This is a genomic window from Psychroserpens sp. SPM9 (genome assembly GCF_025153525.1).
In the GTDB taxonomy this organism is placed as follows: Bacteria; Bacteroidota; Bacteroidia; order Flavobacteriales; family Flavobacteriaceae; genus Psychroserpens.
In genome coordinates this window covers 853,653-867,607 of record NZ_JANZNR010000001.1, presented here as the reverse complement: position 1 = coordinate 867,607, position 13,955 = coordinate 853,653, and the positions used below count along the sequence as shown (strand labels likewise).

The following is a 13,955-nucleotide window of genomic DNA, read 5'->3' as shown; positions in this document are numbered from 1 at the left end:
AGCAATATGTTAAAGAAATCAATTCTTAAAGGTCGTGGTGCTCAAGCCAATGTTCATAACCGCTTTTTTGAGTTGAGTCACGAACAACGTGCTGATTTTTTAGAGTATTGTGCTAAAGAAGGCGAGGATGCCGACCCAAATAAAACTCAGTATCTTTCAGTATTTCCTAAAACGATAGTCAATCAAGTGAAAAGCCCAGATGTTGGGATGGCTTACTCTATGAATATGTATCAAGGTTGTGAACATGGTTGTATTTATTGTTATGCCAGAAACAGTCATGAATATTGGGGATTTAGTGCAGGATTAGATTTTGAGCGACGGATTCTTGTTAAAAAAGATGCTCCAGCATTACTGGAAACATTTATCAAACGCAAAAGCTGGAAAGCTTACCCGATTATCATGTCGGGAAATACAGATTGTTACCAGCCAGCAGAGCAGCAATTTAAAATTACAAGACAGTGTTTAAAGGTGTTTTCTGATTATAAACATCCGGTTGGTATCATCACAAAAAACGCCTTAATTTTAAGAGATTTAGACATTTTGAAAGCCTTGGCTCAAGATAATTTAGTTAGTGTCAATGTATCCATAACATCCTTATCTGAAGCCACAAGACGTATTCTAGAACCCAGAACGGCGACGATAAAAAAACGTTTAGAAACCGTAAAAGTTTTAAGTGATAATGGGATTCCTGTTAATGTGATGCTGGCACCTATAATTCCGTCAATTAATAGCCATGAAATCTTGCCACTTGCAAAAGCGGTTTCAGAAGCTGGAGCACTAAGCATTGCACATACCATTGTTCGATTAAATGGCGCAATAGGGGAAATTTTCACTGATTGGATTCACAAAGCGATGCCAGACAGAGCCGAAAAAGTGTTGCATCAAATAGAAAATTGTCATGGCGGCACACTCAATGATTCACGATTTGGACAACGCATGCGCGGAGAAGGGCATATTGCCAAACAAATTAATGACCTTGTTGCATTAGCGCGACTTAAATATTTTAAAGGGAAATCTATGCCTATATTAAACACAGAACTTCACGAGCCATTTAAGAGCGGACAAATGCGTTTATTTTAGTAAAGTTTATCCACAAAAAAAGTTCAACATCACTGTTGAACTTTTGTTTGCTCCTCCTCTTGGGCTCCCCGAATCACTTCGTTTTCGGGATAAACTTTTCGCCCAATTTAATCCACAAAAAAAGTCCAACATTACTGTTGAACTTTTGTTTGCTCCCCTTCATAGTCTACTATCGAACCGCTTAATTCTGATTTTCAAAGAGTTGTGTGGTAAAAATTTATTGAAATAAGTTTTTTTATATTAAATACTTTTATACTCTTAATCTTAAGCCTCAATTTTTAAAGCAAAATCTTATTTTTTTAAAGCAGATTCTTTAATAAAACCTTTTTAGTGATTAGTAACTTCCAATTGAGTTCAACATCATTGGTGTAATAGTATTTATTTGGAATATTAACATTAAAAAAATATTATGAAAAAATTTAGATTATTAGTTATTATCTGTGCTTTACTGATATCTGGTAGTATTAGCTCGCAGGAGAAAGAATTAGGTTCAATTTTGGAAATGAACTTGGAGAGTATTAAAAATCCATTAGCTCAAGTTACTGAAAAAGAGCGTTTAAAAATGGATAATCTTAAAGAGGGAATATTTGTTTATCAAACTGATGGTATATCTGGTTTATATTACTTTACAGGAAAGGATTGGGTACCAGTGAAAGCTAATAACGATGTTCTAAAAAGTTTATTAATCTGTGCAACAAAAATAATTACTATTGATACCGTTTCAGAGCTAGATGACATTCATAACAACTGTGGTACCGACATTAATACGGCCATTGTTTTAGGTTATCACGAAAAGCATGATGGAGGTGGAGGCGTTTTTGTGTATGATAATACGTTGGCTAATGAGAATGATGGAGGATTGGTTTTCGACGGATGGAAGCGTAGCTTAGTTGATAGTGCACTAAATGTAAAATGGTTTGGAGCTAAGGGAGATGGAGGAGATACGACAGATTTAACTCTTATATCCAACAATACAATTGCATTTCAAAATACGTTAAGTGCTTTTAAAAGGAAGTTTAGATTTCACGATTTTGACGCTCTTGTTAGTAATAGACAGTCTTATTCAGGAATTTTTATACCCTCAGGAGAATATATTATAGGTGCAGATGCCTTGTTTACAGATGATATAGATAGTAATTATAATGTAAGATTGGCAGGAATTAATTACTTTTCAGATGGTAATGCAATACTATCACTTACAAATACTGGAAATACTTATGCGTTCAGAAATTTAGATAGAGGTTTGTTTATTACATTTCAGGATATAACTTTTATTGGTAATTCATCAACTACGAATGCTTTCTATTCTGAATCCAATGGAGGTGCTCAGGATTATCTATTTGAGCGTTGTACATTTCTAGGAAGATATAACAGAGTGTTTACGATAAGGGGAGGAACAAGCCCTAATACAAATTCTGAATGGAGTTTTGAAAAGTGCTCTTTCAATGGAGAAATCCAAGTAATTATGGATGTGAAAGATTCTGGTCAGTTTTTAAATTATTGGTTCAATGAGACAAAGTTCTGGTCAAAAATTGGTAGTACCATTATTTCGGATAATGGAGGGCATTTTAAATTTGTGAATTGTGATTGGTCTGGCTTTGAACCAGAAAGTGACACTTATATTTTCGAATTGAGAGATAATAACGCGAGTAGAGGTGTGAATGATTTCAGGATTATTAATGGAAGATTTGAACTAAAAAATGAGCATGCAAGGGTTCTTAAAAGTAATTGGAACCAAGGCAATATTGAGATAAATGCAGATTTTGGTTCTCAAGTTTTTAAATTTGGACTTGAGCAACAGGATCCTAATTTTATTGATATAAATACTTTAAAGCATTTTGAGTTCAATCTTCAAGGCACAGGAACTGTTGGGAATTCTTTAAATGTGAATTTCAAAAATTCAGTGATGATGGGTTATCATGACTTTAATTATCAAAATAACTCATGGAGAGGTACTGGAAAAATTCTTTATGAAAATTGTTCGTTCCCACATAGAAACTCTTTAGATGATTTTGTTAGAGTAAATCATGGGTTCAATAACAATATTAGTGGTATTGCAAATATAGAAATTAGAGATGCTATTTTTGAGAATAATTATGGCGTTTCAGGTGTTAATTTTTATACCCTAGAAGCTTCATCAGTTAACTTTTATCCATCCTATAGTAATAGTGGTCTCAAAAAGAAGTATATAAAGATAGCTCATCCAGCAAGAGGAGAAAACCCACTTGCAGGACAATCATTTACTTTAAACTTTCCAGAAGAGGCAGAGTCTATCATAACTAAAGTAAGTTGGTATTTACCAAAAAATAGATTGACATCAATACGAACAGTACAATTTGCTTTAACAGATATTAATAATGTTATAATCACGGATGACTTTAATTCGAGTTTTGAACTTAAATCGCCACTTGCAATGATGAAAGATGGATTTCGTTTTTCACAAGATGTTTATGTAAACATCAAAAACCTTCCAGAGGGAAAGTTAGTTTTAAAAGATATTACTAATCAAGCAGACCAAGTTGCAAATGAGTTTATGTGTGTTATTGAATACTATTAATATTCTACTTACATATAAAGAAAAAGATGGACTAAAGTCCATCCTTTTCTTTACTATCAAAATATCTTATTATTGATTTAAAGCAAAACGCTTAGTTTTTTAAAGCATATTGCACAATAGAGATAGCACCTTAGTAAGTATCTTAGATCAAATTTGATACTTATATAAATGGTTAAGAAGCTACTGATTTTTCTAATGCTAGTAAGTCTTTATAGTTGTGAAGAGATTATAGCTGTTGAAGATATATCTAATGAGACGGTCAGCATTATGGCTCCAACTAACAATGCTACTATTTCAATTACTTCCATAAACTTTTCATGGCAACCTATTGAGTTTGCAGATCAGTACCAATTGCAGATAGCAACTCCTGATTTTGAATCCACTCAGCAAATTGTTGCGGATACGATTATTTCAACTTCAAGTTTTACAAAAGCCTTAGAAGCTAATAGCTACCAATGGCGTGTTAAGGCAATTAATTTCGCCTATGAAACTCAGTTCACCACTCAAAACCTAATCGTTGAAGACTAAAAAGAAAACATACATATTACTAGTTTTGGTACTAGGCGTTTGGGGGACTTTCACTTACAAGCTAATTTCAGGTCTAAACCCTGATCTTCCAGAATTAAACTCGCAACTACCTGTTGCTGCTAAAGAGTTTAAACTAGACACCAAAATAGATGCTTTTTCGATTAGTACAGTCGATAAAGATCCTTTTTTAGGAACAGTATTGAAAAAGAAAAGATCTAAGGTCATTAAAAGTAAACAGAAAACAATAGCATGGCGAACAATAGAATACTTAGGTATTGTAAAAGGGAAAAACAGAAAAGAGAATGTGTTTATTGTTAGTGTTGATGGAAAGCAGTGTCTTTTTAAATCAGGTGAATCCAGAGATAGTATGACTCTGCTTTATGGGAATAAAAATCGAGTGACCCTTAGGTATAAAAACAATAATAAAACATTCAGCAAAAAGGGGTGAGAATAAAAAAGTTAAAGGCAGGCTCATTACAGATGGTCACTTTTATAATTGTAGTGATAGCACTACTCTTATCCTCTTTTCTTATTTTGACTCACGTTCATAAGCGATTTCGATTACAAACGAATCATATTATTGAACTTACTAAATTGGTCGATAGAGGGTTTTATGATCATCAAGCACAATCCTATAAAGGGAATGATACGCTGACGATTCCTCTTATGGATGAAGACTATAAATCTCTAAGAGTCCATAAGGAGTTTTGGGGCGTGTTTGAAAAGGTATACTCAGAAGCTCAAATCAAAAATAAAAAGCTTGCTAAAGTTGCAATAGTGGGACAGCAAGGCCAGAAATCTAAAATAGCATTATTTCTCAATGACAATAGAAAACCATTAGTGGTAGTAGGAATAACAAAAATTACAGGAACAGCACTATTGCCTGAGCGAGGCGTAAAAACAGGTCACATTTCTGGACAACCCTATTATGGAACTCGAGCCGTATATGGCGAGATTAAAGAAAGCAAAAAATTCCCTCAGCTGGATAATAGAATGCGTCAGTATATTACTTTATTATCTCGAGGTGAATGGACAAAGCAAACGGAAGTTCAATATTTCGATCTCAATGCTAAGAAAAAAGTAGTTAATTCGTTTCATAATAACTTACTTCTGGCATACAGTCCTAACGAAATTATGCTGACTGATATGGAGCTTAGCGGACATATCATTGTTCACTCGAATACTAAAATAACTGTTGATGAGTCCTCATTACTTACTGATATAATTTTAATTGCACCTGAAATAGAAATTAAAGACAACGTAAAAGGTACATTCCAGGCCTTAGCAACTGGTTCTATTTTAGTTTCAGACCACGTTAGACTTGGATATCCATCAGCTTTAGTATTGATTAGTGATTATGAGAAAGAGCAAGACCATTTTTTAAAGATGACATCCAAATCTCAAATCAAAGGGAGTCTTTTATGTTTGGGTAAGACTACGGCTGATAACTACCAGGCTCAACTCGAAATAGAAAGCGATGTAATTATCGAAGGAGAGGTGTATTGTGAGCAGAACTTAGAATTAAGAGGCACAGTGTATGGCTCTGTATATACCAACAATTTCATAGTCAGAGAAGATGGTACTACCTATCAAAACCATCTATTTAATGCTGAGATTAATATTGATAAGATGAGCGAAGAATATGTTGGATTATCACTTGATAAATCTCCAAAACAAGTTATGAAATGGTTATACTAAAAAAGATAAAAGGCTCTAGTATCATGGAGACTTTGGTGGCTACGGTTTTGATTATAGTCATATTTATGGTCTCAAGTATGATTCTAAACAATGTATTTTCTAATACGATCAGAAATAATACAAGACCAATTACATCACATCTCTGTGAGTTAGAATATTTATATAGTAGCGGGAAATTAGCAGTGCCATATCAAGATGATTATTTAGGATGGAATATTTCTATTACTGAAGAGCAACAAGAACAGCAAAAATTCATCCAGCTCTCAGCGTTTCACCCCTTAACTAATAAAACAGTAGTGATAACAACTTACAACTAATGAAATCAAAAATCAACGCATATACGCTCAATGAGATGCTGATTGTTATCATAATATCAACCATCATAATTGGTATGGCCTTTACGGTATTAACACTTATTCAAAGAAATATGTGGGCTATACAAGAGAATTTAAAAACCAATACCGAATTAAGCAGGTTGGAGCAATCCTTATGGATCGATATTGCTAAGCACGGGAAAGTATCGTTTGTTGAAAGGGATGATAAGTTGGTTTTTAAATCTGAACTAGACTCGGTAGTTTACAGGTTCAGTAAGAATTTTATCACCAAATCGGTGGATACCTTTCACGTACAGATTGATGAGAAACTATTTTATTTCAACGGCAACAAAACCTCAGATTTTAAAGTAGATGCGTTTAGATTAGAATTACCAAAAGTATATGGAGATCAACATCTGTTTTTTTTCAAACGAAATGATGCAATACAATTTATGGATTAATGGCATTTCAACTAGATAACATACATGAACATAAAACTATCGCGACTAAAGGCAATAATTCTATTGAATCTATCTTAAATAAAGAGATTGTGGTTTTAAAGAAACCGTTTTCTAATAAGATAAAAGAGGCCTTTTATAGTGAGCTGAGCGTACTACTTAATGCTGGAATAAATTTGAAACAATCCTTAGAACTCATTATTAATTCTCAAAAGAATAAGAAAACAAAAATCATTTTAGAAGCGATACTCAAAGCCATTGTAAACGGTCAAAGTTTTTCAGAGGCGATAAAGCCTTATAAGGATTTTTCAGACTATGAATATCATTCTATAAAAATTGGAGAGGAAACTGGAACTATGTCAAAAATAGCACAACAACTTGGAGATTTTTATGCTAAAAAAAATGAACAACGTCGACAACTCATTAGTGCATTAACCTACCCAACGATCATATTAACTACAGCCATTTTGGTTGTCATTTTTATGTTGCAGTTTGTTGTACCTATGTTTCAGGATATTTTCAAACAACAAAACGTAGAGCTTCCGGCGATTACGCAGTTTGTTGTGAATTTATCCAATACGATTCAAAATTATGGTTGGCTAATTTTATTATTAATTTTTAGTTTCATACTTACTAATATGGTGGTTAGAAAGAAGTACTGGTACAAACGTATTAAGGATAGGACACTAATTAGAATACCTTTTATCGGGAAGTTTTTAAAAACAATGTATTTGTCACAATTTACTCAGTCAATGATGCTACTCACAGCTTCAAAGTTACCTATCGTTAGTAGCGTAGGTTTGGTCAAGAAAATGATTGATTTTTATCCACTTACTACTGCACTTGATGATGTTGAAAAGCACATAGTGCAGGGACATTCTTTCAGTAATTCTCTGAGTAATCATGACTTATTTGATGATAGAATGATAACCTTAGTTAAGGTGTCTGAAGAGACTAATCAGACAGAATATATTTTCACTAAACTTAATACGATCTATGCAGCTAAAGTTCAAAATAGTTCTAAGATGTTATCTACTTTATTAGAACCTTTCATTATTATTTTTATTGGTGTCTTTGTTGGATTCATACTAATAGCAATGTATTTACCTATGTTTAGATTGAGTAGTATCATATAGTCCATTTAATTACCCAAAACTCCTAAGTAGTACATGAGCCTGCAAATAGTACTTACCAGTTTTAAAGTTTTTCTTTTTCTTAAAATCCAGATTGATCACTTCACCAAACTTGGTCTGTTGCTCTAATTTATGAATGAGAGTTATAATCGCATTGTAATTACCTTCTAAAGTGAATTGATAGGTATTTATGGTTAAATCATTTTGCTTGATCTGATGAGGTTCTATGAAATTATTGACTTTAATATTGGTGCTATCAGCATAAGTGTTGATAGTTTTAAGTATGATGTTCTGAATCGAATTACCTTTAAGCTTAAATTTCACCAGTAACGAATCATAATACTTTTCTTTTTGTTTTAGTGATGATAATTGTGAAGGCATGTTATCAAACATGGCAGCTTCTTTTTTTAAGCTATTGTATTGTTGTTTTACACTTATAGTATTTGAAAACGCAAATTGATAAGCAATCCATACTAGTAAGATAAAGCAGCCTATGAGGATAATATTTTTAGTTTTTTGAGTCATCATCAATGTAAATTTTAAAAGAGAACTCCGATGATGATTTGAAGGTGTCATCAAAGCTGATAATCTCAATATGTTTTATCCATTTTAAAGCTTCTAGTTCTGATATCCACTGAGATACCAAAATGCTTTCTGAAGATGCTCCAGAAACGATAATGGCATTAGTATCATTATGAATTGGCTTTTGGGCTTTTATTTTTTTGAGCAGTGGTTGATAATTGAGCTCTGATAATAAGATTTGATCAGGCAAACTCGTAATAATGGCATCAGCATAGTAAGAGCTTTTAGAGGCATTACTTTTTAAGACATCTTCTACCATTTTTTGAGTCTTTTGAACTTTTTTATTAAGCTGAAATACTTTGCTCTTTGATGAATTTAAAACTTGAGCAGTCACTTTGAGTTCACTCACTTTATCGTAGTAATTATTAAAGAGAAAGAAATTACCAAGTAATAAAACAAACAAAAATGACAATCCTATTTTCATGAACTTTGTAAAAAACCGTTTTTCCTTGAAGTCTTTTAAAAGATGATTTTCAGATTTACTAAAGACAGAGGTAGTTACTTTAGTTTTAGTGATTAAACTTAGTGCAGACGAAAAGGTTAATAATTCGTTATGCGCTAGAGTAGTTTCGTTACAATTATAATTAACCTCTTGTATTTCTTTCTGAGGCTGAATATCAATAATCTGGTCATCAGCTTTTGAAATAATTGCATTCGAGCTGTGGATGTGGTCTTCAGAAATAAAATGGGCTATTGATGCAATCATCAAGTTTCCTAAAGAAAAATTAATTACTGAAATATTTTTTGATTTGTACTGCTCAAATAACTCATCAACATAAGTTTTTCGGCAGATGGAGACAAAATGAATGTTGTCTTGTTGTAATACCTCATAGTAGAACTCATCAATCTTTAAATTTGCAAAGACATGATGTACTAGTTTCAGAGGGTCTGTTTCACGGCTTTCAATTTTTTTAGTGATGACCTGATCATTATTTACAACTAAAAAAGCAGGTTTTCCTTTAGGGATATATTTAGAAGCTTCTTGAAGCGAATCAAACTGAAAACATTTTTCAACATCAACCTGGTTTTTTGTTTTTTTTAGCTCAATTCCATAGCAAACCACATCACCATTAGCTTGCGACTGCTCTATGCTATAAAAGCGGTTTCCATAGGTGAGATATGATATAAGTTTGTCCTTCATTAATTAATAATTGTAGGCTTAATAAAAACAGTGAGTTTTGATTTGCGTCCTTCTCTTACCCGTTTGCTAAATAGCCACTTAATGATTGGTATTCTAGCTAAAAAGGGTACTCCTGATCCTGAATTGTTTTTATAATTCTCTTCTAACCCACCTAAAACAGCAATGTCCTGATCTTTCATACGTACTATGGAAGAGAAATTACGAGAATTAATATCTGGTGGTGCATCATCAGCGATACGCTGTCCAAAACTGGACTGTATCACATTGATATCTAATAGAACCTGTTTATCGCCAGTTACGTAAGGTTTTATGTCTAATCCAAGTTTAGCATCAATAGGGAAGTAGTTTCTAATCTCTGACGTTTGCGGATTATCGGTTCCTATGATATTTCGTTGAACAATCGCATAGTAAGATGTTTGTCCGTTGGAAAACGACGCTCTATGACCATTGAGTGTTGCTAGTTTTGGAGTGGATTTAATTTTAAGATCACCATTAGTCTCCATGGCTTTAATGGTAGCAAAAAAGTTAGGAACAACACGTCCGAAATTAAATACGGATGTATCACTAAAGCCATTGATAATTTTGTTTATGGTCTGAGCACCTAAGGTTAAATCGGTAGATGGGAATATGCCTCCTTGTGCGACTTGCGGTTCATTTCCAATTCCCCAGCTTACTCCTGCCTCTAAGGTATTGGTGGTTTGTGCCTCTACAATCATCACCTCAATTAAAATAACAGGAACGGTTTTGTCTATATTTCGAATAAAATCTTTGAAGAACTCTATTCTAGCACTTGTACCAGTGACGTAAATATTATTAAGCTCAAAATCGACTTTAAAGTCTAAACCGTATTTAATCTCCTCTGGAACAATATCTAATATACTTTGTGCTTCTTGATTTTCGCTTAATCTATTTCTATTATTGGAGTTTTGCTGTCTATTATTGATATTGCTACCATTAGATGAATTGTAATTGATCTGGTTTCTATAGCCCTGGTCTACTGCTATGAAATTATCTCTAACGTTGTTATTGAGCGACATGGACTCAGGGTCAGACATCAAATTTACAGAGCGATGCTTCAGAGTTATAATTTCCACTTTTCTTACACTTAACTGATTGGCCGTTCCAAAGAAATAGATATTACCTTCTTTCTTAAACGTATAGTTTTTAGATATTGGATTAGTGAGTTCAGAGCTGTTATTTCTACCATTTGAAGAAGTGGTAGAATTATCAATATCAATAGGATTAATATCGACTTGTGGCTCAAACATTTTTATTAGCAGATCATCAAAAGTTATAGACTTTGTTTTAAGTGTTACTGTTCCAGATTCTTCCAAAGGCGATGCTAAGAACATATTTATATCTAATGAATCTGCAATGGTTTTTATAACATCTGCGATTTGAGAGTTTGAAAAGTCAACTTCAAGTAGCTTATTATTTTTATTAAGAACCTTAAAACTTAAATTTGGATTAAGACGATTTCTTATGCTTCTTTTTTTATTTACATCACTAGTAATTTGATTATCAAAGACATAAAAATTATCTTTTGTTTTAGTAAGAATAAGATCATTGGAAAGCGCCATATTCTGCATCGCAGCATCGAAATCAGTGGTTTTAATATAGGAGGTAAGTTTTAAATGTTCCATGCCTGGTGCAAACATGAGGTTTTTAGCACTTGCATCCATAATATGTTTAAATACTTCATATAAGTCGTTTTCTCTAGTATCGATGGCGATGGTTTCGTTGCTGGGATTGTAATCAACACCAATAGGATAAGTGGTGTCCTCTTTAATTGGATTAAAGGTTTTTATGGATAAAATACTGCCTGTAAATTCAATAGTTAATTGATGTTCTTTACATAAAAACACAAGTACATCAGATACAGTAACATCAGAAAAATTATTAGTAATCTTAATTTGATTAAGCTCTGGAGACACGTTTATATTTATGTTATGAACATTGGAAACCGCCAGTAAAAAGCTAGAGAGTGATACTTCATTTAGGGAAATACTGGCATCTAGTTGTTCAATGAGCCCAGAATTAGTAACCGATAAACTATCTAGTTTGTTTCCAATAGATAACAAGCGATCATTGGTTTGCGCTTGTCCAAATGAAAGTGCAAGAAATATGAGAATAATGGATAGTATCGATTTCATTTAAAGTAATTTTAAATTAGTAAAGCATACACTTCTTCAACAGAGGTGATTCCGTTTCTTATGAGTTCAACAGCATTATCTTTCAATGTTGAAATTCCTTCTGCTTTGATGTAATCATCAATGTCGAGATGATTGTTTTTAATACGTGACATGAGATCATTGGTGATAGGTATAATCTCATAAATGGCTTTTCTTCCTGAATATCCTGTGTAATAGCAATGATCACAACCAACAGGAATTGATTGATATTTTAATGTTTTTGGGATAGTAAAAGACTTAGGGAAATCAGTAGTTACAATTGGAGTTTCGTCTTTGCAGGTAGTACATAACTTTCTAACTAGTCGTTGAGCGACACTAACATTGAGTGTGCTAGCAATTAAGAATGAAGGGATGTCCATGTCGACTAATCTGGTTATAGTTGCCCATGCGGAGTTGGTATGAATAGTAGATAACACCAAATGCCCAGTCAGTGCAGCCCTAATAGCCATATTCGCAGTTTTGGCATCTCGAATTTCTCCTACCATAATCACATCAGGATCTTGACGTAAAAACGTTCTTAAGGTGCTGGTGAAATCGAGACCTATATTTTCCTTGAGCTGAACCTGATTGATGCCCTCGAGGGTGTATTCTATAGGGTCTTCGATGGTGAGAATATTTCGCTCTTCGTCATTTAGTAGTTTAAGTGTCGCATAGAGTGTTGTTGTTTTTCCAGAGCCTGTTGGGCCAGAAATTAGCACGATTCCATTAGGTTTTCTTATAGTTTCTCTATAAGTATTTAATTCTTTGTTCGAAAATCCTAATTCCCCAAGCTCAATATGATCAGCATCTTTACTAAGTATTCTAAGTACCATTTTCTCGCCATTTAAAATTGGAAGTGAGGACACTCTTATGTCAAATTCATCCGATTCAGTATTGATTGTAATACGTCCGTCTTGTGGCAGTCTTTTTTCTGAAATATCTAATCCAGCTTTAATTTTTAATTTGTTGATGATGATTGGATACTCTTCTTTACTAATGATAAAATACTCTTTCAGTTTTCCATCCAAACGAAATCGAACGCGGCATTTATGCTCGTAAACTTCAAAGTGAATATCACTGCTTCCGATATCCTTAGCGGTAGTAAGAAGTTGCACAAGAAAATCAGAAGAATAATTAAGTGCTTGGGTTTGCGACTGATGTCTAATTCTGAAGTTAGAAGATAAATATTGTCTTATGTTTTCAGGAGATTCTTTAATAAGCCTGACAGATCTACCTAATATAATCTGTAATTCCTGTTTTAAGGTTTCAGAAGTGCTTTCAGACTTAAATATAATTTGATCATCCTGCTCATCTACAGGAATGATTTTGTAGGCATAGGCCTGCTCACTACTAATGAGTTGAGACAATTGTACAGGTGTTTTAAAATTCTCTTTTATCATGCTATATGGTGTATAAGGAGTTAGTGATACCTAGCCAAAAAGCGATGTATGAGCATCCAAAAAACAAACTTAAATAACCGGCAAGAGGAACTGTTTTTACTGCAGAATACTTTTTCAGTAGCAAATGAATAACCAGTGAAAATAATAAGGCAAATACAAAAATGATAAGAAATGATACTGTCGAAAATGAAAAGATAAGGACAGTAAAAAGAAAGGCATCACCTGATCCAAATGCTTCGGAAATTTTGAGATTTAGAGTAAGTTTAGAATACAGAAGTACAACTAATAATAAAAACGCAATAAAAACTGAGTTTAAGATTATAGAACTCCAGAATAATTCTGGAAGTGTGCTTTTGTAAAACAAAATTCCACTACAGAGTCCAACTAACGGAAATAGAAACCAATACACTTGACGATCTTTATAATCTTGATAAAAGATCATACTAAAGAGTCCTATTAATATGAGTTTGATTACTATCATTAGTCTTTTACTATTTGTTTAGGTGTACCATCTTGATTGATTTCCCAAACGTTAAAAATGCCGTCACCATCAAAATCAGTAATGGCAGTAGCTCTAGCTGTAAAATTGGTGTTGTCGGCGCTTAAAATTTCGTAAACATAGTTTGCAGTTCCGTTTTCTTTGACGGTTTTAGGCGCTTCAAAATCTAGCTCAGAGAGATCTGAAGTGTATTTGGAATATAAGTACTTATGCGACGTTTGATTATTAAAAATATATTTTAACTGAATCTGCGCTTCAATACTTTTAGCTTTCGCAACTAAAGGCATCAAGTTTGGTAGCGCAATAAGCATAAATACGCCAATAATCAGCAGCACAATAAGAATCTCCTGTAGGTTAAATGCGTTTACTTTTAATTTTGAATTCATAGTCATTA

General features: G+C 33.2%; 14 protein-coding genes. 8 read left to right on the top strand and 6 right to left on the bottom strand.

The window, feature by feature from the left end:
- Window positions 1-6 precede the first annotated feature (6 nt).
- The 8 genes from N4270_RS03835 (at window position 7) to N4270_RS03800 (ending at window position 7,771) form a co-directional block, all read left to right on the top strand.
- Window positions 7-1,080: a PA0069 family radical SAM protein gene (locus N4270_RS03835; RefSeq protein WP_260095514.1), complete on the top strand. Its 1,074-nt coding sequence runs from the start codon at window positions 7-9 to the stop codon at window positions 1,078-1,080.
- 409 nt (window positions 1,081-1,489) lie between these two features.
- Window positions 1,490-3,637, top strand: coding sequence for a hypothetical protein (locus N4270_RS03830; protein WP_260095512.1), 2,148 nt, complete (start codon window positions 1,490-1,492; stop codon window positions 3,635-3,637).
- Window positions 3,638-3,832: 195 nt separating this feature from the next.
- Window positions 3,833-4,165 carry a hypothetical protein gene (locus N4270_RS03825; RefSeq protein ID WP_260095511.1) on the top strand — a complete coding sequence of 111 codons (333 nt, stop codon included), beginning with the start codon at window positions 3,833-3,835 and terminating at the stop codon, window positions 4,163-4,165.
- On the top strand, window positions 4,155-4,613 hold the full coding sequence (locus tag N4270_RS03820) for a hypothetical protein (protein WP_260095510.1): 459 nt from the start codon (window positions 4,155-4,157) through the stop codon (window positions 4,611-4,613). Before N4270_RS03825 ends, N4270_RS03820 begins: the two co-directional genes overlap by 11 nt.
- Window positions 4,614-4,645: 32 nt before the next feature.
- Window positions 4,646-5,863: a hypothetical protein gene (locus N4270_RS03815; RefSeq protein WP_260095509.1), complete on the top strand. Its 1,218-nt coding sequence runs from the start codon at window positions 4,646-4,648 to the stop codon at window positions 5,861-5,863.
- Entirely contained in the window at window positions 5,851-6,180 is a 330-nt protein-coding gene (locus N4270_RS03810; protein ID WP_260095508.1) for a hypothetical protein, read from the top strand. The genes N4270_RS03815 and N4270_RS03810 overlap by 13 nt, the downstream gene beginning before the upstream one ends.
- Window positions 6,180-6,638 carry a hypothetical protein gene (locus tag N4270_RS03805; RefSeq protein WP_260095507.1) on the top strand — a complete coding sequence of 153 codons (459 nt, stop codon included), beginning with the start codon at window positions 6,180-6,182 and terminating at the stop codon, window positions 6,636-6,638. The genes N4270_RS03810 and N4270_RS03805 overlap by 1 nt, the downstream gene beginning before the upstream one ends.
- Window positions 6,638-7,771, top strand: a complete 1,134-nt coding sequence (locus tag N4270_RS03800) for a type II secretion system F family protein (RefSeq protein WP_260095505.1) — start codon at window positions 6,638-6,640, stop codon at window positions 7,769-7,771. The genes N4270_RS03805 and N4270_RS03800 overlap by 1 nt, the downstream gene beginning before the upstream one ends.
- Before the next feature lie 9 nt (window positions 7,772-7,780).
- Here N4270_RS03800 and N4270_RS03795 read toward each other — a convergent pair whose 3' ends face one another.
- The 6 genes from N4270_RS03795 to N4270_RS03770 are packed head-to-tail and all read right to left on the bottom strand — an operon-like array spanning window position 7,781 to window position 13,947.
- The gene (locus N4270_RS03795) at window positions 7,781-8,296 is read right to left on the bottom strand and encodes a hypothetical protein (protein ID WP_260095504.1); all 516 of its coding nucleotides are present in this window, start codon (window positions 8,294-8,296) and stop codon (window positions 7,781-7,783) included.
- On the bottom strand, window positions 8,277-9,491 hold the full coding sequence (locus N4270_RS03790; protein ID WP_260095503.1) for a hypothetical protein: 1,215 nt from the start codon (window positions 9,489-9,491) through the stop codon (window positions 8,277-8,279). Before N4270_RS03790 ends, N4270_RS03795 begins: the two co-directional genes overlap by 20 nt.
- On the bottom strand, window positions 9,491-11,644 hold the full coding sequence (locus tag N4270_RS03785) for a type II secretion system protein GspD (protein ID WP_260095502.1): 2,154 nt from the start codon (window positions 11,642-11,644) through the stop codon (window positions 9,491-9,493). Before N4270_RS03785 ends, N4270_RS03790 begins: the two co-directional genes overlap by 1 nt.
- A gap of 11 nt (window positions 11,645-11,655) precedes the next feature.
- A complete protein-coding gene (locus tag N4270_RS03780) occupies window positions 11,656-13,062 on the bottom strand; it encodes a GspE/PulE family protein (RefSeq protein WP_260095501.1) in 1,407 nt (468 codons plus the stop codon).
- Window position 13,063: 1 nt separating this feature from the next.
- Window positions 13,064-13,543: a hypothetical protein gene (locus N4270_RS03775; RefSeq protein ID WP_260095500.1), complete on the bottom strand. Its 480-nt coding sequence runs from the start codon at window positions 13,541-13,543 to the stop codon at window positions 13,064-13,066.
- Complete coding sequence (locus N4270_RS03770) at window positions 13,543-13,947, bottom strand: type IV pilin protein (protein ID WP_260095499.1); 405 nt, start codon at window positions 13,945-13,947, stop codon at window positions 13,543-13,545. The genes N4270_RS03775 and N4270_RS03770 overlap by 1 nt, the downstream gene beginning before the upstream one ends.
- Window positions 13,948-13,955 lie beyond the last annotated feature (8 nt).

What these genes read in the sequence shown, in the direction of transcription:
- N4270_RS03835 (WP_260095514.1), top strand. Translation starts at nt 7, where the DNA reads ATGTTAAAGAAATCAATTCTTAAAGGTCGTGGTGCTCAAGCCAATGTT.
- N4270_RS03780 (WP_260095501.1), bottom strand. Translation starts at nt 13,062, where the DNA reads ATGATAAAAGAGAATTTTAAAACACCTGTACAATTGTCTCAACTCATT.
- N4270_RS03800 (WP_260095505.1), top strand. Translation starts at nt 6,638, where the DNA reads ATGGCATTTCAACTAGATAACATACATGAACATAAAACTATCGCGACT.
- N4270_RS03785 (WP_260095502.1), bottom strand. Translation starts at nt 11,644, where the DNA reads ATGAAATCGATACTATCCATTATTCTCATATTTCTTGCACTTTCATTT.
- N4270_RS03805 (WP_260095507.1), top strand. Translation starts at nt 6,180, where the DNA reads ATGAAATCAAAAATCAACGCATATACGCTCAATGAGATGCTGATTGTT.
- N4270_RS03825 (WP_260095511.1), top strand. Translation starts at nt 3,833, where the DNA reads ATGCTAGTAAGTCTTTATAGTTGTGAAGAGATTATAGCTGTTGAAGAT.
- N4270_RS03795 (WP_260095504.1), bottom strand. Translation starts at nt 8,296, where the DNA reads ATGATGACTCAAAAAACTAAAAATATTATCCTCATAGGCTGCTTTATC.
- N4270_RS03810 (WP_260095508.1), top strand. Translation starts at nt 5,851, where the DNA reads ATGGTTATACTAAAAAAGATAAAAGGCTCTAGTATCATGGAGACTTTG.
- N4270_RS03830 (WP_260095512.1), top strand. Translation starts at nt 1,490, where the DNA reads ATGAAAAAATTTAGATTATTAGTTATTATCTGTGCTTTACTGATATCT.
- N4270_RS03770 (WP_260095499.1), bottom strand. Translation starts at nt 13,947, where the DNA reads ATGAATTCAAAATTAAAAGTAAACGCATTTAACCTACAGGAGATTCTT.
- N4270_RS03790 (WP_260095503.1), bottom strand. Translation starts at nt 9,491, where the DNA reads ATGAAGGACAAACTTATATCATATCTCACCTATGGAAACCGCTTTTAT.
- N4270_RS03775 (WP_260095500.1), bottom strand. Translation starts at nt 13,543, where the DNA reads ATGATAGTAATCAAACTCATATTAATAGGACTCTTTAGTATGATCTTT.
- N4270_RS03815 (WP_260095509.1), top strand. Translation starts at nt 4,646, where the DNA reads ATGGTCACTTTTATAATTGTAGTGATAGCACTACTCTTATCCTCTTTT.